General features: G+C 72.4%; 25 protein-coding genes. 9 read left to right on the top strand and 16 right to left on the bottom strand.

The genetic code is table 11. The features are described from left to right. Positions 1–28: 28 nt before the first annotated feature. The 3 genes from sbnA to ACZ47G_RS33415 form a co-directional block, all read right to left on the bottom strand. Positions 29–1,036, bottom strand: coding sequence for a 2,3-diaminopropionate biosynthesis protein SbnA (sbnA, locus tag ACZ47G_RS33425; protein WP_465749233.1), 1,008 nt, complete (start codon positions 1,034–1,036; stop codon positions 29–31). 317 nt (positions 1,037–1,353) lie between these two features. Beyond that, a complete protein-coding gene (locus ACZ47G_RS33420) occupies positions 1,354–1,572 on the bottom strand; it encodes a hypothetical protein (protein ID WP_465749231.1) in 219 nt (72 codons plus the stop codon). 254 nt (positions 1,573–1,826) lie between these two features. Further along, positions 1,827–2,129, bottom strand: a complete 303-nt coding sequence (locus ACZ47G_RS33415) for a hypothetical protein (protein ID WP_465749229.1) — start codon at positions 2,127–2,129, stop codon at positions 1,827–1,829. 153 nt (positions 2,130–2,282) lie between these two features. Between ACZ47G_RS33415 and ACZ47G_RS33410 the strand changes: the two genes are divergently transcribed. Further along, entirely contained in the window at positions 2,283–3,296 is a 1,014-nt protein-coding gene (locus ACZ47G_RS33410) for a LuxR family transcriptional regulator (RefSeq protein WP_465749227.1), read from the top strand. A gap of 80 nt (positions 3,297–3,376) precedes the next feature. On the opposite strand, the gene ACZ47G_RS33405 is transcribed toward ACZ47G_RS33410, so the two are convergent. Both ACZ47G_RS33405 and ACZ47G_RS33400 read right to left on the bottom strand, forming a co-directional pair. Next, on the bottom strand, positions 3,377–4,195 hold the full coding sequence (locus ACZ47G_RS33405) for an ABC transporter permease (protein WP_465749225.1): 819 nt from the start codon (positions 4,193–4,195) through the stop codon (positions 3,377–3,379). Then, positions 4,192–5,271 carry an ATP-binding cassette domain-containing protein gene (locus ACZ47G_RS33400; protein ID WP_465749223.1) on the bottom strand — a complete coding sequence of 360 codons (1,080 nt, stop codon included), beginning with the start codon at positions 5,269–5,271 and terminating at the stop codon, positions 4,192–4,194. Before ACZ47G_RS33400 ends, ACZ47G_RS33405 begins: the two co-directional genes overlap by 4 nt. 455 nt (positions 5,272–5,726) lie before the next feature. Here ACZ47G_RS33400 and ACZ47G_RS33395 point away from each other — a divergent pair, with 455 nt between their 5' ends. Both ACZ47G_RS33395 and sbnB read left to right on the top strand, forming a co-directional pair. Continuing rightward, positions 5,727–7,958: an MMPL family transporter gene (locus ACZ47G_RS33395; protein ID WP_465749221.1), complete on the top strand. Its 2,232-nt coding sequence runs from the start codon at positions 5,727–5,729 to the stop codon at positions 7,956–7,958. Positions 7,959–8,000: 42 nt separating this feature from the next. Next, positions 8,001–9,008, top strand: coding sequence for a 2,3-diaminopropionate biosynthesis protein SbnB (gene sbnB / locus ACZ47G_RS33390; protein ID WP_380459291.1), 1,008 nt, complete (start codon positions 8,001–8,003; stop codon positions 9,006–9,008). A gap of 183 nt (positions 9,009–9,191) precedes the next feature. On the opposite strand, the gene metG is transcribed toward sbnB, so the two are convergent. From metG to ACZ47G_RS33375, 3 genes are all read right to left on the bottom strand, one after another. Beyond that, positions 9,192–10,913 (bottom strand): methionine--tRNA ligase, encoded by a 1,722-nt coding sequence (gene metG / locus ACZ47G_RS33385; protein ID WP_465749220.1) that lies wholly within the window; start codon positions 10,911–10,913, stop codon positions 9,192–9,194. Between the two features lie 173 nt (positions 10,914–11,086). Next, a complete protein-coding gene (locus ACZ47G_RS33380) occupies positions 11,087–11,287 on the bottom strand; it encodes a DUF397 domain-containing protein (RefSeq protein ID WP_465749218.1) in 201 nt (66 codons plus the stop codon). Beyond that, positions 11,284–12,132 carry a helix-turn-helix domain-containing protein gene (locus tag ACZ47G_RS33375; RefSeq protein WP_465749216.1) on the bottom strand — a complete coding sequence of 283 codons (849 nt, stop codon included), beginning with the start codon at positions 12,130–12,132 and terminating at the stop codon, positions 11,284–11,286. Before ACZ47G_RS33375 ends, ACZ47G_RS33380 begins: the two co-directional genes overlap by 4 nt. A gap of 349 nt (positions 12,133–12,481) precedes the next feature. On the opposite strand from ACZ47G_RS33375, the gene ACZ47G_RS33370 reads away from it, so the two are divergent. Beyond that, positions 12,482–12,634, top strand: a complete 153-nt coding sequence (locus ACZ47G_RS33370) for a hypothetical protein (protein WP_465749214.1) — start codon at positions 12,482–12,484, stop codon at positions 12,632–12,634. Positions 12,635–12,766: 132 nt separating this feature from the next. Here the strand turns inward: ACZ47G_RS33370 and ACZ47G_RS33365 are convergent, their stop codons facing one another. Further along, positions 12,767–14,764 (bottom strand): serine hydrolase domain-containing protein, encoded by a 1,998-nt coding sequence (locus tag ACZ47G_RS33365; RefSeq protein ID WP_465749212.1) that lies wholly within the window; start codon positions 14,762–14,764, stop codon positions 12,767–12,769. Positions 14,765–15,082: 318 nt separating this feature from the next. On the opposite strand from ACZ47G_RS33365, the gene ACZ47G_RS33360 reads away from it, so the two are divergent. Next, positions 15,083–16,450 carry a sensor histidine kinase gene (locus tag ACZ47G_RS33360; protein ID WP_465749210.1) on the top strand — a complete coding sequence of 456 codons (1,368 nt, stop codon included), beginning with the start codon at positions 15,083–15,085 and terminating at the stop codon, positions 16,448–16,450. Further along, positions 16,414–17,064, top strand: a complete 651-nt coding sequence (locus tag ACZ47G_RS33355) for a LuxR C-terminal-related transcriptional regulator (protein ID WP_380459276.1) — start codon at positions 16,414–16,416, stop codon at positions 17,062–17,064. The genes ACZ47G_RS33360 and ACZ47G_RS33355 overlap by 37 nt, the downstream gene beginning before the upstream one ends. Before the next feature lie 4 nt (positions 17,065–17,068). On the opposite strand, the gene cutA is transcribed toward ACZ47G_RS33355, so the two are convergent. From cutA to ACZ47G_RS33335, 4 genes are all read right to left on the bottom strand, one after another. Then, positions 17,069–17,398, bottom strand: a complete 330-nt coding sequence (gene cutA / locus ACZ47G_RS33350) for a divalent-cation tolerance protein CutA (protein ID WP_465749208.1) — start codon at positions 17,396–17,398, stop codon at positions 17,069–17,071. A gap of 81 nt (positions 17,399–17,479) precedes the next feature. Further along, positions 17,480–18,373, bottom strand: a complete 894-nt coding sequence (locus ACZ47G_RS33345) for a methyltransferase domain-containing protein (protein ID WP_465749206.1) — start codon at positions 18,371–18,373, stop codon at positions 17,480–17,482. Positions 18,374–18,435: 62 nt separating this feature from the next. Next, on the bottom strand, positions 18,436–19,404 hold the full coding sequence (locus ACZ47G_RS33340; RefSeq protein WP_465749204.1) for an NAD(P)/FAD-dependent oxidoreductase: 969 nt from the start codon (positions 19,402–19,404) through the stop codon (positions 18,436–18,438). A gap of 64 nt (positions 19,405–19,468) precedes the next feature. Then, a complete protein-coding gene (locus ACZ47G_RS33335; RefSeq protein ID WP_465749202.1) occupies positions 19,469–20,437 on the bottom strand; it encodes a hypothetical protein in 969 nt (322 codons plus the stop codon). A gap of 155 nt (positions 20,438–20,592) precedes the next feature. On the opposite strand from ACZ47G_RS33335, the gene ACZ47G_RS33330 reads away from it, so the two are divergent. Beyond that, on the top strand, positions 20,593–21,648 hold the full coding sequence (locus ACZ47G_RS33330; RefSeq protein ID WP_465749200.1) for an aldo/keto reductase: 1,056 nt from the start codon (positions 20,593–20,595) through the stop codon (positions 21,646–21,648). Positions 21,649–21,711: 63 nt separating this feature from the next. Here the strand turns inward: ACZ47G_RS33330 and ACZ47G_RS33325 are convergent, their stop codons facing one another. Then, entirely contained in the window at positions 21,712–22,281 is a 570-nt protein-coding gene (locus tag ACZ47G_RS33325; RefSeq protein ID WP_465749198.1) for a GNAT family N-acetyltransferase, read from the bottom strand. Between the two features lie 23 nt (positions 22,282–22,304). Beyond that, entirely contained in the window at positions 22,305–23,189 is an 885-nt protein-coding gene (locus ACZ47G_RS33320) for an NAD(P)-dependent oxidoreductase (RefSeq protein ID WP_465749196.1), read from the bottom strand. Positions 23,190–23,286: 97 nt separating this feature from the next. Here ACZ47G_RS33320 and ACZ47G_RS33315 point away from each other — a divergent pair, with 97 nt between their 5' ends. Further along, positions 23,287–23,619, top strand: coding sequence for a winged helix-turn-helix transcriptional regulator (locus ACZ47G_RS33315; protein WP_380459258.1), 333 nt, complete (start codon positions 23,287–23,289; stop codon positions 23,617–23,619). Between the two features lie 10 nt (positions 23,620–23,629). Here the strand turns inward: ACZ47G_RS33315 and ACZ47G_RS33310 are convergent, their stop codons facing one another. Further along, complete coding sequence (locus ACZ47G_RS33310; protein WP_465749194.1) at positions 23,630–24,118, bottom strand: LURP-one-related/scramblase family protein; 489 nt, start codon at positions 24,116–24,118, stop codon at positions 23,630–23,632. Positions 24,119–24,204: 86 nt separating this feature from the next. On the opposite strand from ACZ47G_RS33310, the gene ACZ47G_RS33305 reads away from it, so the two are divergent. Continuing rightward, positions 24,205–24,711, top strand: a complete 507-nt coding sequence (locus tag ACZ47G_RS33305; RefSeq protein WP_465749192.1) for a GNAT family N-acetyltransferase — start codon at positions 24,205–24,207, stop codon at positions 24,709–24,711. Positions 24,712–24,934: the final 223 nt, after the last annotated feature.

Here is a 24,934-nt window from a genome sequence, read left to right as displayed (position 1 = left end):
TCAAAAGGACGCGCGACGTGACGCATCGTCATCTTACCCCCGTGGCAATGGCGTTGGGCGGCGCCAGGCGTTCGATCGCATCCAGTGCGTCGGCGCCGTAGATGTCGCGCACCCACGCGCTCTGGTAAATGGTGTCGAGGTAGCGGTCACCCAGGTCGGGCGAGACGGCGACGGCGACCACGTCGTCCCGGCCGGCCCGGTGCTCCGCCAGCCAGGCCGCCGCTCCGCTGACCACCGTGCCGGTGGAACCGCCGAACAGGAAGCCGCCGCGGGCGAGCCGGTGACAGGTGCGGACGGTGTCGATCTCGGGCACGTGCACCACGTCGTCGACGAAGTTCTCGTCCAGCAGGGCCGGCCGGACGCCGGCGCCGAGCCCGGGGAGCATCCGCGGCCCGGACTCACCGCCGAAGGTGACGGAGCCGACGCTGTCCACCGCGACGATCCGGGTGGACGGCCGGTGCTCCCTGAAGTAGCGGGCGCAGCCCATCAGCGTGCCGGTGGTGCCGGCGCCGACGAACAGCAGCTCCAGATCAGGGAATTGACTCAGGATGGCCGGAGCCGTGGTGCGGTAGTGGGCCCGCCAGTTGTCCGGGTTGGCGTGCTGGTTCAGCCAGACGTAGCGGGGCGAGGAGGCGCACAGCTCACGGACGTAGTCGAGCCGGGCGCCCAGGAACCCGGTCTCCGGCGAGGGCTCGGTGATCATGTGCACCTTGCCGCCGAGCGTTTCGATGAGCTGACGGGTGGACAGATTGGTACGTGGGTCGACGACGCAGATGAACTGGTAACCCCGGACGGAGGCGATCATGCTCAGCGCCATCCCGAGGTTCCCCGAGGAGGACTCCACCAGGATGGAGTCGCGATTCAGCCGTCCGTCGCGCTCGGCGGCGTCGACCATGCTGAGGGCCGCCTTGAGCTTGACGGAGCCGGCGAAGTTGAAGCCCTCGCACTTGAGGTACAGCGGGTAGTCGAACATCGCCCGCAGGTCGACGAAGAGTTCGTCCTCGTTGAACTCCTGCGGCGTTCTGATGATGGGCATCGCCCGTCCCCCTTCGCAGTGGAGTGAGTGACGGGACGTCAGTCCCAGATGATGTCGTCGCCCTGCACGGAAGCGGTGCCCGCGGTGCCCGCGGTGGCCGGGACGGCGGCGGTGCGGGCGGCGACAACGGTGCTGCTGCTCATGATGAATCCCCGGAGACGATGGAGCCGCGGGCCGTGGAATCGGCGGCGGCGAAACGGCTGGAACGGATGAGCGCTCGGCCGGGCTCGGCTCCCGCGCTGAATCGCTGGGCGAAACCCGGAATCCCGGATCGCGGGAGGGGGCTTCCGGCCCCCTTCGCGTCGAGTGGTGGGAGGTCAGTCCCAGATGATGTCGTCGGCGTGCGCGGAACCGGCGCCCTTGGCGACCGGGCCGTCCCAGATGATGTCGTCGCCGTGCACCGAACCGGCGCCCTTGGCGGCCGGGGCGGTCGCCGTGGCGGCGGCGCCGGCGACCGGCGCGGTGAGGGCGACGCCGGCGACCAGCAGGCCGAGGACGGCGGCGGTGCGGGCGGCGACAACGGTGAAGCTGCTCATGATGAACCCCCGGTGACAATGGTGCCGCGGGCCGTTAAATCGGCGGCGGCGAGACAGGCCATACGGATGAGTGCTGTGCCTGGTTCAATTCCCGCGGTGAATGATCGCGCGGGCCGGCTCTCGAATCCCCCCGGAAGGGGGTTCCGGCCCCCTTCGGCATGACCAAGTCTGTCTCGCACACACGTTCCGTGCCACAGTTCTCCACTGTCAGGGTCCTGCCCTGGCAGCACCCTGCACAGCGGCCGACCCCGGGGTCACTCCTCCAACAACGGCAGCCTGTCGTCGCTGAATTCGGCCGCCAGCCGCCATCCGCGCAGTTCAGGTGCATCGCGCAGGCAGCGGCTGGCGATCCGGTGCGCAGCGGAATCCAGGTTTCCGGATTTAGGTGGGCCGAGAAAGAAGACGAGATCCGCCCCCAGGGGGTCGATCTCGACGTAAACGTGCTCCAGTCCGTCGGCCGGTTCGGCGGCCTTACGGAGCAGTTCGACGAGTTTGTCGGGCGTGACCTGTTCCGGCCCGACCATACCCCGAACCAGACGTCCGACAGTGATATACATGTCAAATCCTCTCGTGGGTGGACCCTCTCGAAGTCCGCAGGAAAGGCCCTGAACCCGAAACGGCGGGTGGCTGTGGGCAGGGTGTCGTAGCATGCCCCCGAGATCCGGCAATGACGTGGCGTCATCAGGTTCGAGATATCGGGGGGGCAGGCGGTGCTGTCAGTGTTAGGACTGGATCCCGACGCCGAGGCCGTGTACCGGACGGTGCTGACGCGTCCGGAGCTCGGCATCGCGGGGGTGGCGCAGGACCTCGACTGGCCCGAACAACGCGTCCGGGACGCCCTGGACGGGCTGGCCCGGCTCACCCTGATCAGGCACTCCGAGCTGGATCCCGGGCACCTGCTCCTGGTGAACCCGGAGGTCAGCCTGGCCATGCTGATCGGCCGGCAGGAGGCCGAACTCGCCGAGCGGCAGCGCCAGATCGCGCAGAGCCGGCTGGAGGCCGCCAAGCTCGTCGCCCAGTACGCGGAGAACCGCAAGGGTGAACGCGGCCTGGGCGTGGAGCAGTTGGAGGGCGTCGACCAGATCCGGCTGCGGCTGGAGGAGCTCTCGCACTCCTGCACCAGCGAGATCATGGGCTTCGCGACCGGCGGCGGCCAGTCCCCGGCCGCCCGCAGAGCCGGCCAGACCGCCGACCAGGAGGTCTTCGACCGCGGCGTGCAGATGCGCAGCATCTACCTGGAGAGCGCCGCCAACGACGGCGGCACCATCTCCCACCTGGACTGGCTCACCGAGCGGGGCGCCCGGGTGCGGATAGCCCCGTCGCTCCCGATGCGCCTGGTGGTCTTCGACCGCAAGGTGGCCGTCGTCCCCACCGATCCGGACGACACCAGCGTGGGGGCCCTGGTGCTGTCCGGTCCCGGACTGGTCTCCGCGCTCTGCGCGCTGTTCGAGTACGTCTGGGAGAACGCCGCCCCGTACGGGAAGGCCTCGGCCAAGGGGGCCGACGGCCTGAACCCGCAGGCGATGGCGGTGCTCAGCCTGCTCGCCCAGGGCCACACCGACGAGGTGGTGGCCCGCAAGCTCGGCGTCTCGGTGCGCACTTCGCGCCGGATCACGGCGGAGCTGATGGCCTGGCTCGGCGGCCGGAGCCGCTTCCAGGCCGGGGTGATCGCCGGCGAGCGCGGTCTGCTGCAGGGCGGCGCGGCGGCGCGCGAGGTCGACTGAGACCCCCGCGCGCCCACGCCGACGGCCGGTCCGGGCGGGACGGGGACCGCCTCGCCCGAACCGGCCTGCCCGGTGGAGCGTCAACGCGTCACCGCGGTGCGGTAGACCCTCAGGTTCACCGGGATCAGCACCGCCAGCAGGGCCGCCACCACGATCACCGCGAGCAGCACCGGATGCCGGTCCGGCAGGCTGCCGCCGACCACCGCCGGGGCGTTGCCCCACAGCTCCCGGCAGGCCGCGGCCACCAGGCTGACCGGGTTCCACTCGGCCACCGCGCGCAGCCAGGCGGGCAGCCCGGACAGCGGCATGAACGAGTTGGACAGGAACGACAGCACCACCAGGAACAGCGCCGAAATGCCGTTGATCGCCTCGGCGTTGCGCATCAGCATGCCGACCAGCGCGCCCAGCCAGAGCATCGCGTAGGCGAAGGCCAGCACCAGGACGAAGCCCAGCGCGGCCGAGCCGACGTCCTTGTGGATCCGCCAGCCGACCCCGAGGCCGGCCAGGGTGACCGCGAAGGTGGCGGCCGCGGCGGTCAGCAGGTCGGCCGCGGTGTGGCTGACCAGGACGGCGGAGCGGCCCATCGGCAGCGAGCGGAAGCGGTCGATCAGCCCGGTGCGCAGGTCGGTGGCCACGCCCAGCGCGGCCACGCCGACGCAGGTCAGGCCGACCTGGGCGAACACCCCGGCCATCACGTAGTCGTGGTACTCACCCGAGCCGGTCACCGTCACCACGCTGGCGAACAGGTAGCCGAGCACGACCACCATGGTCACCGGGGTGAGGGTGATCGCGATGATCTTCTCCGGGGTGCGCCGCAGATGCCGCAGGTGGCGGCCGATCAGCGCGGCGGTGTCTCCGAGGGCCGTGCCGAGGCCGGCCGGGGCGCCGATGTCACTCACTGCTGGTCTCCCGTCCGTCCGGCGGCGACGGCCACCGGTTCGCGCTGCTCCGGCCCGTCCGGCCCGTCCTCGTCCTGCTGTCCGGCCTGACCGCCGCGCTCGAGCTGCGGGGCGGCCTGCTCGGGGGCCCGACCCACCTGGGTGTCGCGCCCGGTCAGGTGGAAGAACACGTCGTCCAGCGACGGGCGGCGCAGCGCGAAGTCCGTCACCGGCACGCCGGCCGTCTCCAGGGCGACCGCGGCGGCGGCGATCGTGCCGATGCCGTCGGCCAGTTGGACGGTGATCCGGCGCCCGGTGCGGTCCACCTCGGGCTGGGCGGCGGCCACCGGGGCGAGCACGGCCAGGGCCTGCGGAAGGGCCGCGTCGGTGGCGACGCCCACTTCCAGCCACTCCTCGCCGACCTTGCGCTTGAGCTCGTCCGGGGTGCCCTCGGCGATCACCTGGCCGGTGTCGATCACCAGGATGCGGTCGGCCAGGAAGTCGGCCTCCTCCAGGTACTGGGTGGTGAGCAGCACGGTCACCCCCTGGGCGACCTGCTCGCGGACCATCTCCCAGAGCACCAGCCGGCTCGCCGGGTCCAGCCCGGTGGTCGGCTCGTCCAGGAACAGCACCTCGGGCCGGCCGATCAGCGCGGCCGCCAGGTCCAGCCGGCGGCGCATGCCGCCGGAGTAGGTCTGGGCCGGCTTCTCGGCGGCGTCCTCCAGCTCGAACCGGGCGAGCAGCTCGGCCGCCCGCTCGCGAGCGCCCTTGCGGCCCAGGTGCAGCAGCCGGCCCAGGAGTTCGAGGTTCTCGCGGCCGGTGAGCAGCCCGTCCACGGCGGCGTACTGGCCGGCCAGGCCGATCCGCCGGCGCACCTGGCGCTGCTGGCGGACCACGTCGTAGCCGGCCACCTCGGCGCGGCCCTGGTCCGGCTCCAGCAGGGTGGCCAGCAGCCGGACGGTGGTGGTCTTGCCGGCGCCGTTGGGGCCGAGCAGGCCGAGCACGGTGCCGGCCGCCACCTCCAGGTCCACGCCCTTCAACGCATGGTGATCGCCGTATCTCTTGCCGAGTCCGGTCGCCCGAATCGCGGTGTCCATCATTCATTCCCCCTTCCACGGAGGTCAGTGGATCGTTTGGAAAGCAGACGCCGGAGCGAATTCCCGGCGTGGGATCACGAAATTCCTCGGAATCGTGCGGGCGTCGGCCCGGTCGGGTAGCGAGGTACTCGACGACCGGTCGGTCGCGTGCGGCGGCCTGCCGACTTTCCCGAATCATTGGCCCGGCGTCACCCGAATGTGGCCCGCTCGAATGGTTGTCCCTCAACGGGGACCGACCGTAGCACCGGGGAAACGGGCCCGGTAAGGGGCTCCGGCCCGGCTCGGCTGGCAGCAGCTTGCCACCGCAGGATGCTGCAACTCCCAGGGGCTCCGCAGCCGTTCGGAAGGCTCTACGGTCATGGGTATTCCCCCGGTCTCCCTCATGCCGGTGAGGACACATCCCGACCCACTGTCGCCACCGCGGCTTGATCATGCCGCCGATCGCAGGAGAGGTAATGGCAAGTCAAAGGAATTTCGCGGCTCGGCTGGGCGAGTGGAGTGCCCAGCACCGCAAGACCGCCGTCTTCGGCTGGATCATCCTGGTCGTCCTGGTCACCGTGCTCGGTGGCATGGCCGGCCAGAAGAGCCTGACCCAGGCCGACTACGGGACCGGGGAGTCGGGCCGCGCCGCCCAGGTCCTCAAGGACGCCGGGATCAACGACCCGGTCAACGAGCTGATCCTGGTCCACAGCGACGGCCTGACCTCGGACTCCCCGGAGTTCCGCAGCGCCGTCCAGGCCACCGCCGACGCGGTCGGCAAGACCGGTCTCGCGGAGAACCTGCGCGACCCGTACACCACCCAGGCCTTCTCGGCCGACAAGCACTCCGCGCTGATCATGTTCTCCGTCACCGGAGACCCGGACACCGCGGCCGACCGGATCGACCCGGTGATCACCGCGGTGCAGGACACCGCCAAGGCCCACCCGCAGGTGACGCTCGGCGAGTTCGGTGGCGCGACCGCCCTCAAGGGCATCAACGACAGCCTCGGCGAGGACTTCACCCGTGCCGAACTCACCGCGCTGCCGGTCGCGTTGGGCATCCTGCTGGTGGTCTTCGGCGCCTTCGTGGCGGCCGTGCTGCCGGTCGCCCTGGCGGTCACCGCCTGCATCGGTGCCATGGGCCTGCTCGCGCTGAGCAGCCAGGCGGTGCCGGTGGACGGCATGACCAACTCGGTGATGTTCCTGATGGGCCTCGCCGTCGGCGTCGACTACTGCCTGTTCTACCTGCGCCGTGAGCGCGAGGAGCGGGCGGCCGGCCGGGACAAGGCGACCGCGCTGCGGATCGCCGCCCACACCTCGGGCCACTCGGTGATGGTCTCCGGCCTCACCGTGATGGTCGCGATGGCGGGCATGTTCCTCTCCGGACTGACCGTCTTCGAGGGCTTCGCGATGGCCACCATCGAGGTCGTCGCCGTCGCGGTGGTCGGCTCGATGACCGTCCTGCCGGCCCTGATGTCGATGCTCGGCGACAAGGTCGCCTCCGGCCGGATCCCGTGGATCAGCAAGCGCCGCCAGGCCGCCGCGGCCACCCCCAAGCCCGCCAACGCGCTGCTGCGCGGTGTGCTGGCCCGCCCGGGGATCTTCGCCGCGCTGGCCGCCGCCGTGCTGCTGGTGCTGGCCCTGCCGGCCCTCGGCATGAAGACCGAGAAGCTCGGCATGGACAAGCTGCTGCCCTCGGACAACCCGCTGGTCTCGGTCTCGCAGCAGATCGACCGGGAGTTCCCCGGTTCGCCCTCGCCCGCCACCGTGGTGGTCAAGGCCGACAACATCGACTCGCCGCAGATCGCCAAGGGCATCGAGGACTTCAAGCAGGCCGCGCTGGCCTCCGGCAAGACCGGCAACCAGATCGACGTGCGGTACTGGAAGGACAAGAACATCGCCCAGATCAGCGTTCCGCTGGCGGGCAACGGCACCGACGCGACCTCCAAGGCGGCCCTGACGGCGCTGCGCGGGCAGCTGGTGCCGCAGACCCTCAAGTCCGTCCCCGGCACCACCGCGCTGGTCGCCGGTGACCTCGCCTTCTCGGTCGACTACAACAACCAGCTGGACAAGAGCATCGTCCCGGTGTTCGCCTTCGTCATGGGCGTCACGTTCCTGCTGATGCTCTTCTCCTTCCGCTCGCTGACCATCTCGATCACCTCGATCCTGCTCAACCTGCTCTCGGTGGCGGCCGCGTACGGCGTGATGACCGCGGTGTTCCAGCACGGCTGGGGGGCCTCGATCGTCGGCACCAAGGCGCCGGGCGCGATCGAGTCCTGGATGCCGCTGTTCGTCTTCGTGGTCCTGTTCGGCCTCTCGATGGACTACCACGTGTTCGTGGTCTCCCGGATCCGCGAGGCCTACCTCTCCGGCAAGTCCAGCCGGGAGGCGGTCGGCCTCGGCATCCGCAACACCGCCGGGGTGGTCACCAGCGCCGGTCTGATCATGGTCGCGGTGTTCGCGGTCTTCGGCACCCTGGGCATGCAGGACTTCAAGCAGCTCGGCATCGGCCTGGCGGTCGCGGTCCTGCTGGACGCCACCCTGGTCCGCGCGGTGCTGCTGCCCGCGGTGATGGCCCTGCTCGGCGACGGCAACTGGTACCTGCCGCGCTGGCTGGGCGGCGGTCGCACCGCCCGGGCCGCCCACGCCGCCGGGGCGCCCGCCGCCAACGGGCACCACGAGCCCGCCGGCACCGCCTACGTCGGCTGACCGAGCGCCCCTCCTCCTCCGTTCACCACTGGAGCCACCACCGTGTTCGAGTTCAGAGTCATCGACGGCACCACCGCCCGCGAGGTCATCGCGGGAGCCCGGCCGCGGATCGTCCAGGAGGTCCGGGAGACCTACCTGACCCACGGCGCCGGCGAGTCCGTGAACCCCGACAGCTACTTCCTGCGGTTCCCGGCCAAGCCCGACGCCCGGATCATCGCCCTCCCGGCCTACCTCGGCGGCGGCGTCGGCCTGGCCGGCCTCAAGTGGATCAGCAGCTTCCCGGCCAACATCGAGCGGGGCTTCCCGCGCGCCTCGGCCGCCCTGCTGCTGAACGACTACGAGACCGGCTACCCGTTCGCCGTCCTGGAGGCCTCGCAGATCAGCGCGGCCCGTACCGCGGCCTCCGCCGTGCTCGCCGCCGAGGTGCTCGGCGGCGGCCGTACGGCGGGCCGGCTCGCGGTGGTCGGCGCCGGCATCATCGCCCGCAACATCCTGGAGTTCTTCGGCGCCCAGCAGTGGGCGATCGACGAGCTGGTGGTGCACGACCGCAAGGCCGAGTACGCCCAGGCGCTGGTGGACCACGCCGACGCCGAACTCGGTTACCCGGCGCGGGTGGTGGAGGACCTGGGCGAGGCGCTCAAGGGCGCCGACGTGGTGGTGCTGGCGACCACCGCGGGCGAGCCGTACATCCTCGACCCGGAGACCTTCGCCCCCGGCCAGCTGGTGCTCAACATCTCGCTGCGCGACCTCGCCCCGGAGATCATCGGCGGCGCGTACAACGTGCTCGACGACGTGGAGCACTGCATGAAGGCGAACACCTCCCCGCACCTGGCCGAACAGCTCTACGGCAACCGGGAGTTCGTCACCGGCACGCTCGCCCAGGTGATCGAGGGCGAGGTCGCCGTCGGCACCGACCGCCCGGTGGTCTTCTCGCCGTTCGGCCTCGGCGTGCTCGACCTCGCGGTCGGCGCGCTGGTGCACGACGAGGCGGTGGCCGCGGGCAAGGCCACCGAGATCCCCGGCTTCTTCGCGGAGACCACCCGCTGGTAGGCCTCGACGCGGACCCGCCCCACCGGGACCGCTGACACCGGGCTCGTCCCCCAGGCCCTGTCCGGCCTAGCGGGCCCGTCACCACCGACGAGGGCCCCGACCGTTCACCACGGTCGGGGCCCTCGTGGGGTTCCGGACTCGGACCGACCGGACTCGGACCGATCGGACTCGGACCGGTCGGTCTCAGGCGTCGGTGCCGCCGAACCGGGCGGTCCAGGCCGCCAGGTCCTCGTCGGTGATCTTCGCGAACAGCACCGGCGGCACGGTGAACGGCGTCCCGGCCGGGACGAGGTCCAGCGCCCGCGCCTCGTCCCCGGTGATCCAGCCGCGCTCGTCCGCGGGGAGCGCGAAGGCTCCGCGCATCGCCGCCGCCGCGGCCGGGACGAACGGCTCGGACACCACCGCGTACAGGTGGATCAGGTTCATCGCGGTCCGCAGGGTCAGCGCCGCCGCCTCCGGGTCGGTCTTCACCTGCCGCCAGGGCGCCGTCTCGTCCAGGTAGGAGTTGCCCGCGCTCCACAGCGCGCGCAGCGCCTGGGCGGCCTTGCGGAAGTTGAGCGCGTCCAGCTGGGCCTCGTACTCGGCCAGCAGGCCGGCGATCTGCTCGCCGAGCCGCGCCTCGGCCTCGCCCGCCGCCGCCCCGGCCGGGACGTCGTCGCCGAAGCGCTTGCGGCTGAACGAGAGCACCCGGTTGACGAAGTTGCCGAGGGTGTCGGCGAGGTCCTTGTTGACCACCGAGGCGAAGAGGTCCCAGGTGAAGCTGGAGTCGTCCGACTCGGGGGCGTGGGCCATCAGGAAGTAGCGCCAGTAGTCGGCCGGCAGCAGTTCCAGCGCGACGTCGGTGAAGATGCCGCGCTTCTGGCTGGTGGAGAACTTCCCGCCGTAGTACGTCAGCCAGTTGAAGGCCTTGACGTAGTCGACCTTCTTCCACGGGCGGCGCGAGCCGAGGATCGTCGCCGGGAACATCACGGTGTGGAACGGGACGTTGTCCTTGGCCATGAACTCGGTGTAGCGGACGGCCTCGTCGGCCTCGTACCACCAGGACTTCCAGTCCCGGGCCCGCCCGGCCGGGGCGGCGTCCGCCCACTCCTTGGTGGCGCCGATGTACTCGATCGGGGCGTCGAACCAGACGTAGAACACCTTGCCCTCGGCGGCCAGTTCGGGCCACACGTCGGCCGGCACCGGGACGCCCCACTCCAGGTCGCGGGTGATCGAGCGGTCCTGGAGGCCCTCGGTCAGCCACTTGCGGGCGATCGAGGAGGCCAGCACCGGCCAGTCGTCGCCGTGCTCGACGATCCAGGCCTCGACCTCCTCGGTCAGCTTCGACTGGAGCAGGAACAGGTGCCTGGTCTCCCGGACCTCCAGGTCGGAGCTGCCGCTGATCGCCGAGCGCGGCTCCAGCAGGTCGGTCGGGTCCAGCACCCGGGTGCAGTTCTCGCACTGGTCGCCGCGCGCCTTGTCGTAGCCGCAGTGCGGGCAGGTGCCGACGATGTAGCGGTCCGGCAGGAAGCGGCCGTCGGTGTTGGAGTACACCTGGCGGACAGCGCGCTCCTCGATGAAGCCGTTGCGCTGCAGCTCACGGGCGATCTCCTGGGTGATCTCCCGGTTCTGCGGCGAGGAGCTGCGGCCGAAGTGGTCGAAGGACAGCCCGAAGCCGTCGTACACCGCCTTCTGCGCCTCGTGCGCCCGGGCGCAGAACTCGGCGACCGGCAGCCCGGCCTCCTGGGCGGCCAGCTCGGCGGGCGTGCCGTGCTCGTCGGTGGCGCAGATGTACAGCACCTCGTGGCCCCGTTGGCGCAGGTAGCGGGAGTAGACGTCCGCCGGGAGCATCGACCCGACCATGTTGCCCAGGTGCTTGATCCCGTTGATGTACGGAAGGGCGCTGGTGATCAGGTGCCGAGCCATCCTCGGATGCTCCGATTTCTCCCGCACGCGCACCCCACCCGGAGTGCTGTGCCAGGCGCAGGGGTCCACTGTGGGCTGCCCAGCCTACCGCCGCCGGCCCGGCCGACCGCTCCGCCGCCCGGCCGGGGCGGCCGGATCCACGGCCAGGTTCACAGCCGGATCCACGGCCGGGTTCACGGCCGGGCGGGGTCGGCGTACCGGTCGAACTCCCCGGCCTTCACCCCGCGGACGAAGGCCGCCCACTTGCGCGGCGTCGTCCGCACGACCACCTCGGGCCGGTCCGACTCGCGGATCTCCACCAGGCCGCCCCTCGCTCTGACCTCGACGCAGTCGGTGCTCTCACCGCTGGCCGACGCCTTGCGCCAAACGTTCATGCGAAATCTTTCAGTAAGGCCCGGATGAAGTCCCGGGACTCCGCCGTCCCGAGCGCGATCGCCGCGGTCTTCTCCTTGATCCGCCGGTAGGAGGCCAATTCCGCTTCGGAGTGCACGAACTTCGGCCCGTGGGAGAGGTCGATCTGGACGGTGTCCAGCTCCGGGACGGGCCCCCGGGCGAGATACAGGCTCTCCCCGGACCCGGTGTAGGTGGGGACGCTGAACGGGATCACCCGGATCTCCACTCCGGGGCGTTCGGAATTCTCCAGCAGGCCCAACAGCTGGCAGCGCAGCACTTCCGGGCCGCCGAACTGCATGCGCAGCGCGGATTCGTGCAGGATTGCGCTGTACGGCTTCGGACGGTCCACGAAGATCTGCTGGCGCCGAATCCGGAATGCCTTCCGGACCTCCGCCTCCTGCCGGTGCTGTGCGGGGAGCCGCTCGAACACCGCGGCCGCGTAGTCCGGGGTCTGCAGCAGCCCGGGGATGAAGGTGCTGTTCAGGATGGACAGCGAGGCCGCGTGGTGCTCCATCTCCGCGATGTCAACGATCCCGCTGGGCATCCGCCCCCGGTAGCCGTCCCACCAGTACTTCCGGCGGTCCTGCGTCATGGTGAGCAGGGCGTCCAGGTACGGCCCGTCCGGGCAGCCGCAGGTGCGCGCCCAGAGCCGCAGCCGCTCGGCGCTGATGCCCGACTTCCCGTTCTCCATCTGGGAGATCTTGGGCAGGTCGGTGCCGATCGTGGCCGCCAGGCTTTTGGGCGTCACGCCCACGCGTTCGCGCATCCTGCGCAACTCGATCCCCAGGCGCTGCTGGCGCACGGTCGGCGACAAGCGGGGTGGCATGACTCTCTTCTCCGGATCGCGGCTACGGTCGATGCTTCCGGTGAAGTGTGCCGTGCACACCGGGCCCTAGCTAGCGAATTGGGGGATACCCCACGATGGAGTGAACGTCCAGTCCCTCGGTAGCAACTCTGGCACCCTGACTCTATGGTCATCCGTGTCACTCACTGACTTGTTGCCCCCTAAACAGTCGCCAATCAGCCGTTAATACACACCAGATGCATGGTCAGGGCGCTCGACATCACCGACCGGAGACAGCCATGCCCCTTCCCCCGCCTCTCCGCCTTCCCCATCGCCCCCACCTTCGCCGGCGCATTTCCGCACCCCGGTGAATGCCCTTCTCGTCGCCGGATTGTCCGCCCTCCTCCTCGCCGTCCTATTCGTCGGCTGGCTGGTCTGGCTGGTCAGCGTCCAACCCCGGGAACTCCGGGCGACGACCCGCGAACTCCGGTCGACGAAGCACGACTTCACCCCTGGCCCGCCAGTGCCCGGCCGGCCCGAGTAGCGGACCGCCCCGCCGACGCCGCCGCCCCGGCCGCCGGCGGCGCCGCACCCCCGGAGACGCAACGAGGCCCGGAAACGCCACGAGGCCCGGAGCCTCCCCGGCCCCGGGCCCTCCCGCACCCCCGCCCCGCCCTCACCCGATCAGATCCAGCGTCCCCGCCCAGGGCCCCGTCCCGATCAGGTCGTAGCCGCCCGCCAGCACCAGGAACAGCAGCGCCGCCAGCGTCACCCCGGTGTAGTGCAGCCGACCGAACACCCCCCACCAGCCGCGCCGCCAGGCGACCACCGCGCAGACCACCATCAGCAGGGTGAGCACCGCCGCCCCCGCGTACATCGCCGGCACCACCTTCAGCAGCGGCGAATCCCCCAGGAAGAGCGTCTGGTTGAGCGCGTTGGAGTCCGAGGTGAGGAGCGCGAAGCACCCGGTGGCGACGACCAGCACCGCGCCGGTCACCCACCCCAGCAGCCGCACCACCGGCTGCCCGGCCCGCCCCTTGCCCCGCGCGGCCCGCACCACCGCGGCCACCAGCCAGCCGATCACGGTGAGCCCCAGCAGCGCCAGGCTCCCGATCGCGATCCGCTGGTGCAGCTCGGGGGCCTGGTACCAGGCCAGCGGCTGGTAGGCGATGGTCGGGTCGCTGTCCGTGACCATCGAGACGACGTCTCCGTCCCCGTTCAGCTCGAAGGCGAGCTGCGCCGCGCCGCCGACCTGCTGGAAGAGGCCCGGCTGCACCTGCTCCCACTGGGTCTCGTCGACCTGCGGGTCCCGGCTGACCGGCCCGGTCACGATCAGCTTGCCGTCCCGGGCGGCGATGTGGACGGAGCCCATCAGCGCCGCCGCCTTGGTCAGGTTGGACTGGCTGACCCGGGTCGACCGGTAGTCCCCGGTGAACTTCCCGAGGTCCCCGCCGATCGCGGCCGGCGCGGCGGCGGCAGCGGCGGCCGGGTAGAAGCGGTCCACGAAGGCGTTCAGCACCTGCTGGGTCATCCACCCGCCGGTGGCGTCCTCACCGTCCCCGTTGACGGTCACGTACAGCCCGACGCCCCGCGCCGGCAGCAGCGCCAGGTTGCTGTGGAAGCCGGGCACGTCGCCGTCCTTGACCAGCAGCTGCTGCCCGTTCCGGTTGCGCTGTTCGAGCAGGTACGCCATGCCGGGGATCCGCTGGTCGGGCCCGAAGTGCCGGGCGAGCAGCAGGGCGTCGCCCTCCCGGTCGAGGATCGAGCGGCCGTCCAGCGAGCCCCCCTGGAGCTGGGCGAGCATCAGCCGCCCCATGTCGGTGACGGTGGTGACGGCGGCCGCGCCGGTCGGGGTGAGCGGGCCGTAGAGCCCCTTGGTCTCGGTCTGGCCGTCGCCGTCCGGCCGGTAGCCGTGGGCGAGGTCGGCGTCGATGCCGGCCGGGTGCGGCTGGGCGAAGGTGGTGTGGTCCATGCCGAGCGGCTGCAGGATGTGCTCGGCGACGTACTGGTCGAACGGCTGTCCGGAGACCACCTCGACCAGGTAACCGGCCAGCGCGACACCGTAGTTGTCGTACGCGGCGGTCAACCCGGGCGCCCGGACCCGGTCCGGCTGGTGGGCGGCCAGCGCCGCCCCCAGGCCGCCGACGTGCTGCGGGGCGGCCTCGGCCAGCCCCATGAAGGTGTCGTCGAAGCCACCGGTGTGGGTGAGCAGGTTCTCCACGGTGACCGGGTGCCCCGGGTAGCTGTCCTTGATCTTGAAGTCGGTCAGGTAGGTGTTGACGTCCGCGTGGAGGTCCAACTTCCCGGCCCCGACCTGCTGGAGGACGGCCACGGCGGTGAACACCTTGGCGTCGGAGCCCATGAAGAACGCGGTCCGGGCCGGGTCGACGGCCTTGCGGTTCGGCACGTCGGAGACCCCGTACCCGCCGGCGAAGACCTGCCGCCCGCCGGCCACCACGCTGACCGCCGCGCCGGGGATCTTGTGCTCGGCGAGCAGTTTCGGCACGATCTCGTCGAACAGCCGCTTCACCGACTCGGGGTCGGGTGGTGCCGTCGAGCCGCCCGCCGCCGCCGAACTCCCGCTGCCCGCCGTCGTGGTGGCGGCGTGGGCGCGGTCCGGCGTGAGCCCGTACAGGAACAGACCGATCGCCGCGAGCACCAGGATCAGTCGCACCCAACCCCGCCGAACCAGCGGCCGGTTACCCTCTGCACGTCGCACGCTCATGGTGAACTCCCGTTCGGTACAAGTGGCTTGTGGAAGCTCCGGCGCCCTGCGGCGGGTTGCCTCCCGACACCCCCAACACTAGGTCGGGGAGCACCTCCGGGACATGGCCTCTGGGCGTCGATCGGGGGGTGTACCCAGGTACCACCAACAGGGGTCCAGGGCCCAGTGATCGGAGCGGCGCCGGACGGCAGTCTTGTTGTCGTCAGCAAGCGACGCAACGGGTAGGGATACCGGCCGCGAGGCCGTCACGGAAGGGGCCGAGCGGTCATGACCAGCAGCATCACCACGGGAGTTGTGAGCAACGTGCAGAACACCGACACCACGAGCGGCCGATCCGGCCGGCGGAACCCGCTCGGCGCGCTGCGCAACGCCGTCGCGTCGCTCTTCCGCGGCCCGGCCCTGGCCGCCTTCGCGGTGCCGCAGCTGGCGCTGCTGGCCGCCGCCTCGGTCACCGCCTCCCTGCTGGGCCTCGGCGTCGGCGCCCTGCTGGTGCCGCCCACGATCCTGGCGGTCCGCGGCCTGGCCGGGCTGCGGCGCCGGCTGGCCGCCCGCTGGTCCGGGGTGGAGATCCGCGACCCCTACCAGCCGCTGCCGGAGGGCGAGGCGGGCTTCAAGGGGGCCTGGAAGCGCTGCCAGGCGATGCTGTCGGACCAGGCCACCTGGCGCGACCTGCTCTGGCTGCTGATCGACCCGATGATCGGCTTCACGATGGCGCTGCTCCCGCTCGCGGTGGTCGCCTACGGCGTCCTCGGCCTGGTGCTGCCCCAGGTGTGGCAGTCGATCGCCGACAACGGCGGCAACACCTGGTACCTCTGGTTCCACGTCACCGACTCGGCCACGGCCGGCACCGCCGCCCTGTTCGGCGTCCCGGTGATGCTGGCCGGCCTGGCGCTCGCCCCCGCCGCCCTGCGCGGCCACACCGCCCTCGCCAAGGCGCTGCTCGGCCCGACCGCCCGGGCCGAGGCACTGGCCGCCGAGCGCAAGGTCGCCCACCTCACCGAGACCCGCCGCGACGCGCTGACCACCCAGGCCGCCGAGCTGCGCCGGATCGAGCGGGACCTCCACGACGGCGCCCAGGCCCGGCTGGTCGCCATGGGCATGAACCTGGGCGTCGCCGAGCGACTGGTCGAGCGTGACCCGGAGGCCGCCAAGCAGCTGCTCGCCGAGACCCGTCAGGCCTCCGCCTCCGCCCTCAACGAGCTGCGCGACCTGGTCCGCGGCATCCACCCGCCGGTGCTCGCCGACCGCGGACTGGCCGACGCCGTCCGGGCCCTGGGCATGGACAGCCCGCTGAACGTGACCGTCTCCGCCGAACTGCCCGGCCGCCCCGAGGCCCCGGTCGAGTCCGCCATCTACTTCGCCGTCTCCGAGGCCCTCACCAACGCCGCCAAACACTCCGGCGCCGCCCACGTGGACGTCCAACTCTGGTACGAGAACGGCACCCTGAAGGCCCAGATCACGGACGACGGCACCGGCGGCGCCGACCCCTCCCGCGGCACCGGCCTGCGCGGCCTGGAGCGCCGACTTGCTACCTTCGACGGAGTCCTGGCCGTCCGCAGCCCGCTCGGCGGCCCCACGACCCTGACGATGGAGCTGCCGTGCGAGTTGTACTCGCGGAGGACCTCTTCCTCCTGAGGGACGGTCTGATCCGGATGCTGCAGGCCTACGACTTCGAGGTCGTGGCCGCGGTGGACACCGGACCGGACCTCCTGCAGGCCCTCCTCACCGAACGGCCGGACGTGGCAGTCGTCGACGTACGACTCCCCCCGACGTTCACCGACGAGGGCCTGCAGGCGGCTCTGGAAGCGCGCCGGCAGATCCCGGGTCTGCCGGTGCTCGTGCTTTCCCAGTACGTGGAGCAGCTCTACGCCAAGGAGTTGCTCGCCGACGGCAGCGGAGCGATCGGCTACCTGCTGAAGGACCGGGTCTTCGACCCCGACGAGTTCGTCGCCACCGTCCACCGGGTGGCCTCGGGCGGCACCGCGCTCGACCCCCAGGTGATCGCGATGCTGGTCAGCAACACCGAACGCACCAAGCCGCTGGCGCGCCTGACGCCCCGTGAGCGCGAGGTGCTGGAGCTGATGGCGGAGGGCCGCTCGAACGGGGCGATCGCCGAGCGGATGGTGATCACCGAGCGGGCGGTGAAGAAGCACACCGCGAACATCTTCCTCAAGCTCGACCTGCCGCCCTCCGAGGAGGACCACCGCCGGGTACTGGCGGTGCTGGCCTTCCTCCAGGTCGCCCCCTGACCGGCTAGGACACCGTCTCCCCGGCCACCCAGCGCAGGTAGCCGGGGCTGCCGGACACCACCGGCACGGCGATCACCTCGGGCGTCTCGTACGGGTGCCGCTCGGCGACGAACCCGGCCAGCCGGTCGGCGAGTTCGGCCCGGGTCTTGAGGTCGATCCGCCACTCCTCGGCGTCCTGCACCTCGCCGTCCCACCAGTACACCGACCGCACCGGATACACCTGGGCGCAGGCCGCCAGCCGCTCCCGCACCACGGCGGCGGCCAGGCCCCGGGCCTGCTCCTCGCTCTCGTGGGTGGTGGTCACCACGACGAAACCCTGCTCGTTCGCTGCCATCCCCCGAGCCTAGGGCGTGGCCGGTCGTGGCGGATCAGCCCGCCGCGGCCTCGGGAGCGCGGCGGGCGGGGCCGGAGTCCCTCACCCCCTGCGGGCGGTGTGGACGGTCATCGCGGACAGGTAGAAGGCGTCCGGCCGGTGCAGGATCCCGGTCGGGGCGTCCTCGTCGATCAGCGCCGCCAGGGTGGCGCGGTCCTCCGGGTCGAGCACCTCGGCGAGCTGGTCGTACCGCCGGGCGAGCTGGGTGCGCAGGTACGCACGGACCGGGGGGTCCAGCGGGGCCGGGCGGTCGACGAGGAAGGTGCGGGTGCCGCTGGGGGTGAGCCCGGCCCGCCGCAGCATGGCCGGCCAGTCCTCGATCTCCTCGGTGGTGCCCGGGAGTTCGGCCCGCATGGTGGTGAAGCCGTCCTCGTGGGCGGCGTCCAGCCGGGCCTGGAAGCCGGGTCGGCCGAGGCCGAAGTCGCGGGGCAGGAAGCGCGGCGGCAGTCCGCTCTCGGCGACGGCGAGCAGTCCGCCGGGGCGCAGCCGGCCGGCCAGGGCGGTGAGTGCGGCCTGCTGGTCGCCGAGGTGGTGGATGGCGTTGCCGGACCAGATCAGGTCGGCCTCGCCGAGCTTGTCGAACTCGGCGGGAAGATCGGCCTGTTGGGTGCCGAGCCGGCCGCCGGAGCGGGTCCGGGCGCGCTCCAGCAGGGTGGCCGACTGGTCGACGGCGACCACCTCGGCCGCCGGGAACACGTCCGCGAGCAGCCCGGCGATCACCCCGGGCCCGGCGCCGACGTCGAGCACCCGGCGCACCGCGCCGTCACCGGCGAGGCCGGCCAGCCAGTGCCCGGCCCCGGTGACGGCCTCGGCGCGCAGTTCGGCCTCCTGCTCCAGGTGCGCCGCGAGGGCGTCCCAGTCGAGGTCGGCGGCGGGCACCTGCCCATGACTGTGGCCGTGGCCGTGCTGCTGCTGGTGCTGCTGGTGTGCGGACATGGTGTCCCCTCTCAGGTGGTGGATCGGTGGTGGATGGTGCCGGTCGATGGCAGCCTGCCCGCTCAGACGGCCGGCGCCGGACCGGACGCGCGGCCGAGCGCGACCGCTCGGCCGATCTCCTCGTCCAGCAGGTCGTGGTCGAGGGCGAAGGCGGCGGCCGCGCCCGCCCCGGCGGCGACGACCACCTGGGCGCGCGGGTCGGCGACGTTGCCGACCGCCCAGACGCCGGGCACGCTGGTGCGGCCGGTCCGGTCCGTGGTGACCCAGCCGTCGTCGTCCCGGGCACAGCCCAGGCCGGCGAGCAGCGCGTCCCGGGGCACCGGCCGCGGGACGACGAACACCGCCTCCCGGTCGACCACCCGCCCGCCGTCCAGTTCGACGCCGCGCAGCCCTCCGTCGTCGGCGACCAGCCGGACGATCCGGCCCTCGACCACCCGTACGCCGCGCGCCGCGAGCCGCTCCCGCTCGGTGGCGGTCGGCTCCAGGGTGTGGGCGAGCAGCACCACGTCGGCCGACCACTGCCGCAGCAGCAGCGCCTGGTCGACCGCCGCCGGGGAGGTGCCGAGCACCCCGAGCGGCCGGTCGCGGACCTCCCAGCCGTGGCAGTACGGGCAGTGCAGCACGTCCCGGCCCCAGCGTTCGGCGAGGCCGGGCAGGTCCGGCAGTTCGTCCCGCAGCCCGGTGGCGACGACCAGCCGGCGCGCGTGCAGCACCGGCCCGCCCGCCAGGTGCACGACGAAGCCGGCTTCGGCCGGTCCGGCGTCCTCGACGTGCTCGACCCGTCCGTCGACCAGGTCCACCCCGTACCGGGTGACCTCCTCCCGGCCGACCGCCAGCAGCGCGGCCGGCGGCATGCCGTCCCGGCTCAGGAAGCCCTGCAGGTGGGCCGCGGGGGCGTTGCGCGGTTCACCCGCGTCGACCACCGCGACCCGCCTTCGGGCCCGGCCCAGCACCAGGGCGGCGTTCAGTCCCGCCGCACCGGCCCCGACCACGACCGCGTCGTAGCGCTCCGCCGTACTCTTCTCGCTCATCGTCGCTCACCTCCACCGCCAGGCTGCGACCGACCACCCGATTCCGGCAAGCCTTGTTGCCGTCTCAGCAAACATCTCCCGTCCCGCTCCCGGTCCGCCGCCAGTACGAGCGGGCGGCCACCGCCAGCGCCACCCCGTACCCGGCGAAGGCCCCGGCCCCGACCCAGGCCACCTGCAACGCCTGCCCGGGCGTGGCCAGTTCGCCCTGCCGGATGCCGACCACCCCGAGCGAGCACAGCGACAGGTAGCCGATCCCGACCAGCCCGTACGGCACCAGCGTGGCCGCGCCCAGCAGCGCCGGGGCGAGCGGCAGCCAGCGCGGCACGGCGCGGCCGCGCAGCGGCGGCGTCCAGCGCGGGAACACCTGCCCCCACGGCCGCACCAGCCCCCACAGCAGGAACACCCCGACCGCCGCCAGCAGCACCGTCCCGTCCAGCCCCCGGCGCTCCAGGGCGAGCCACAGCCCGGAGGAGCCGTTGTGCACGTAGGCGGCGTACATCTGCTCGCCGCTGATCCCCGCGAAGCTGCCGCCGAACGCCCAGATCAGCTTCATCACCACGTACGGCAGGAACGCCAGGCTCCCGGCCCAGGCGGCGAGTTGGACGGCCGCCGGAGCCACCGAGGGACCCGGTCCGCACCCCGGCCCACCCACCACCGGCCGCCGGGCCCGGGCGGTACCGGCCAGCAGCAGCGCCCCGGCCGCCGCCAGCGCCTTGTGCACGGCGTCCGGACCGCTGTCCACGCCCTGCCCGAACAGCAGCGTCACCACGTCCATCAGCAGGCTCCAGGACGCCACCGCGGCCAGCCCGCACAGCAGCCACAACACCCCGGACAGCCACCGCCCCGGCCACCCCCGCACCACCGCCCACCCGGCCCCGGCCGCCGCCAGCCCCACTCCGGCGACCACCCACCCCAGCCCGGCGGCACCCCACAGCGCCGTCCCGCTCAGCGCGCAGACCAGCCCGAACCCGGCGTAGCCGACACCCCAACCGGCCACCGCCGCACCACCCTTGACCCACCCGTACCCGACCATGGCCCCAGACTCGCCCGCCCGGCCCGGCCCGGGCCTCCCCCACGGTGGCCATCCCGTTCCCCCGCCAGGGGGATCCCCGGAACTCCTTGCCCTGGAGCGCACTCCAACTCCTAGCATCTCCCCCGACCCACCGACTCACCGACCAAAGGACCCCCATGCGCTACCGCGCCCTCGGCGGCACCGGCATCGAGGTCAGCGCCTACTGCCTCGGCACGATGATGTTCGGCGCCATCGGCAACCCCGACCACGACGACTGCGCCCGGATCATCAACACCGCGCTCGACCGGGGCATCAACTTCGTCGACACCGCCGACATCTACTCGGCCGGCGAGTCCGAGGAGATCGTCGGCAAGACCCTGGCCGCCCGCGGCGACCGGGACGACATCGTGCTGGCCACCAAGGCGCACTTCCCGATGGGCGAGGGCCGGGGCCGCGGCGGCAACTCCCGCCGCTGGATCGTCCGCGAGGTCGAGGAGAGCCTGCGCCGGCTGCGCACCGACCGGATCGACCTCTACCAGATCCACCGGCCGGACCACACCACCGACATCGAGGAGACCCTCGCCGCCCTGGGCGACCTCGTCCGGGCCGGCAAGATCCTCTCCTTCGGCTGCTCGACCTTCCCCGCCGAGCAGATCGTGGACGCCCACCACGTCGCCGAGCGCCGCGCCCTGCCCCGCTTCCGCACCGAACAGCCGCCCTACTCGCTGCTCGCCCGCGGCATCGAACGGGACGTCCTGCCGGTCGTGCAGCGGCTCGGCATGGGCGCCCTGACCTGGGGCCCGCTGGCCGGCGGCTTCCTCACCGGCCGCTACCGCAAGGGCCGTCCGGTCGACCTCAGCACCGGCCGCCCCGCCATCAACCCGGGCCGCTTCGACCCGGCGCTGCCCACCACGGCCGCCAAGCTGGACGCGGTCGAGGCCTTCACCGAACTCGCCGACGACCTCGGCCGCACCCTGCCCGAACTGGCCACCGCCTTCCCGCTGGCCCACCCCGCCGTCACCTCGGTGATCATCGGCCCCCGCACCATGGACCAGCTCGAGTCCGCCCTCAAGGGCGCCGACCTGGTCCTGGACGACGCCACCCTGGACCGGATCGACGCCATCGTCCCGCCCGGCACCGACCTCTACCAGGCCGACGGCGCCTGGCAGCCCCCGTCCCTCACCACCCCCGCCCTCCGCCGCCGCCCCACCCCCGACCGCCCGGCCGCCTAAGGCGTGTCTTCAAACCCCCGTCTGCGGGAGCTCCAAGACACGCCCCAAGGTCCGGCACCGAACTCACGCCCTCGGCGCGGCGAAGCAGTGGACCAGAACCGTACGGCCGGAGGCCCAGCACTGTTCGCCGCTGCCGAGCAAGGTCCAGCCGAGGCGGCGGTAGAGGGCCAGGGCGGCGGTGTCGGTGGCGAGCACGTCGAGCACCGGGTGCAGCCCGAGCGTCCGGGCGTGCACCACGGCGTGGGCCAGCAGCCGGGTGCCGGCGTCCCGGCCGCGGGCGGCCGGGGCCACGTACAACCGGCCGATCACGGCGGTGAGTTCCGGTCTGCCGCCGGTGCGCAGGCTCCACAGTCCGGGGGCCAGGTCCCCGGGTCCGCTGCGGACCAGCCCGACGTGGCCGGCGATCCGGCCGTCCGCCTCGGCGATCCAGGCGGCCAGCAGGCCGTCCGGGGTGAGCCAGGCGGCCGGCCGCTCGGGCCACTCGGCGGGGTAGCCGTCGGTGGCGTGGACGTCGCCCAGGGCCCGTACACAGTCGGCGAGGTCGGCGGCGCGGCGCCGACGGACGCCCACCCCCACCCCGCTCCACGGTGGGCCGGACGCGACGACATTGGCGCGTTCTTCAAGGTCAGCCATGCCGGTACGTTACCGGCAGGCCCTCACCGCCGCAGCAGGTCGACCACGCCGGTGAGGTCCTCGGCGCCACTGCCGAGCGCCAGCCGGTGCTCCATCAACCGGAAGTACGGGGACAGCAGTTCGACGCTCACCCCCTGTTCCCCGGCGGTGCGCAGCAGCGTGCCCTTCCCCGCGACCTGCATCGCCAGGTTGGAGGCCACCCCGGTGGTGTAGTCCCCGCTCTCCAACCGCTCCGCCGTCCCCGCCACCGACCCGGCCATCGCGGTGAGCCAACTCCCCAGCAGCGGAGCCAGCTCGCCCGGCGCCACCCCCGACCCGCGCACCAGCGCGAACGCGTGGGCGACCCCGGCGAACATCCCGTACATCGCGCTGAGCAGGGCCACGTCGTGCAGTGCGGCGTGCCCGGCGTCCGCACCGACGTACCGGGCCCCCGCCGGGACGCCCAGCACCTCCCGGTGCTCCTCGAACAACTCCCCCGAACCGCTGTAGAAGACGTACGCCCCGGCCCCCGGCACCCCGATCATCGGCGGCACCGCCATGATCCCGCCGTCCAGGTAGCGGGCCCCGCGCGCCTCGGCCCAGGCCGCGCGGGCCCGCGCCTGCCCCGGGGTACCGGTGACCAGGTTCACCACGTCCTTCCCCGCCAACTCCACTCCGGTCAGCGCCTGTTCGACCGACTCGTCGTCGAGCAGGCAGACCACCACCAGCCGCCCGGCGGCGACGGCCTCGGCCGCGGTGGCCGCCACCGCGGCGCCCTCGGCGGCCAGCGGTTCGGCGCGGGCGGCGGTGCGGTTCCAGACGGTGAGCGGATGCCCGGCGGCGAGCCAGGCGCGGGCCAGCGCGGTGCCCATCGCCCCGAGGCCGAGCAGGGCGACGGGGAACTGATTCTCAACTACCTTCTCCGACATGCCGATCAGCCTCGATCAACCCCCACCCCCGATCAAGTACGCACTTCGGAGTGGGTGGTTACCCTGGGGTGAGCGACGAGGTCGGAAGGGGTGGGGCATGGCGACCGTGCCGAGGCCGGGGGCGCACGTCTGCGGAATCGACGCCGCGATGGACGTGATCGGCGGCAAGTGGAAGGTGCTGATCCTGTGGGCCCTCGGCGAGCGCCCGCACTGCCGCTTCGGCGAACTGCGCCGGCTGGTGCCGGGCATCACCGAGAAGGTGCTGGCCGCTCACCTGCGCGAGCTGGAGGCGGACGGCATCGTGCACCGGGAGGCCCACCAGGAGGTGCCGCCCCGGGTCGAGTACGCGCTGACCGAAGCGGGGCGGCACCTGAACGCGGCCCTGGCCCCGCTGGGCGCCTGGGGCCGGAGCCACGTCCTGAACCGGTGACACCGATGCCTCAGTGCTCCTCCTCCGCCAGGTGGTCCACACAGGCCGCGATCGCGAGCAGCAGCCCGGTGTCCGCCCCGTCCGCGACCTCCACCCCGTAGGTGTCGCGGACCCGGAACCACTTGCGGGAGATCCGGGCGAGCTGGTCCCCGTGGTGGTTCTCGATCCGGTAGTCCTTGTCGATCAGGTCGCCGTGGATCCGCAGCTCACCACCGCCGGCCAGCTCCACCAGGTACTTGTCCCGGAACGGGGTGAACAGCTTCTCCCGTACGGTCGCCACCACCTCGCCGTCGGCGTCCTCGATCCTCATCGCGTCGCGGACGGTGAGCATCTTCTCCTTCACCACCGCGACCACCCGCCCGTGGGCGTCCTTCAGCTCGAAGGTGTGCCGCAGCCGCAGCACCTTGCCGTCCACCAGGTAGGCCTTGTGCCCCCGGTCGTCCTCGATCCAGTAGTCGTCACCGACCGCGAACAGCTTCTCCCGCACCAAGTACCGCACCACAGCCTCCTCCGAACCCGACTCGAACCACCCATTCGACCCGAGCCCCCACCCACCACCAAGCACCGCCACGCTTCAATACCGCCATGCTGATCACCCCCCTGCACACCGAGCGCCTCGACCTCCTCCCCCTCACCCCCGACCACGCCGACGAACTCGCCGCCGCCCTCGCCGACCCCGCCCTGCACACCTTCACCGGCGGCCGCCCCGCCACCCCCGAGGAACAGCGCGCCCGCTGCGCCCGGCTCGCCGCCGGCTCCCCCGACCCGGCCGAGGTCTGGGCCAACTGGGTCCTGCGCCTGCGCGCCGACGCCACCCTGACCGGCTACGTCCAGGCCACCGTCCACCCCGCGGCCGCCGAAGCCGAACTCGCCTGGGTGGTCGGCACCCCCTGGCAGGGCCGCGGCCTGGCCACCGAGGCCGCCCGCGCCCTCCTCACCCACCTCACCGCCACCGGCATCACCACCGCCACCGCCCACATCCACCCCGCCCACCACGCCTCCACCCACATCGCCCGCACCCTCGGCCTGCACCCCACCCCCCACACCCAGGACGGCGAAACCCGCTGGCAGACCGCCCTCCCCCACCCGTAGGCACCCCCACCCCACACCCACCCACCTCACCCAGCACCCAGCACCCCCATCACCCCCAACCCACACCCACCCACCCACCCACCTCACCCCCTCCCCACCCGACCAAGGCGAGAGGGACGCGCTGCGGAAGGGGGCGGTGGAGGGGGTGGGTGCGGAGAGGGGCGTGACGGGTGATTTTCAGACCGCCAACGGCGCCCGGCCATCTGCCCACAGGGTCGGCGGT

This window comes from Kitasatospora sp. NPDC030952, assembly GCF_055571335.1.
The sequence above is the reverse complement of the archived record's forward strand: the minus strand, read 5'-3'. Positions and strand labels throughout refer to the sequence as shown.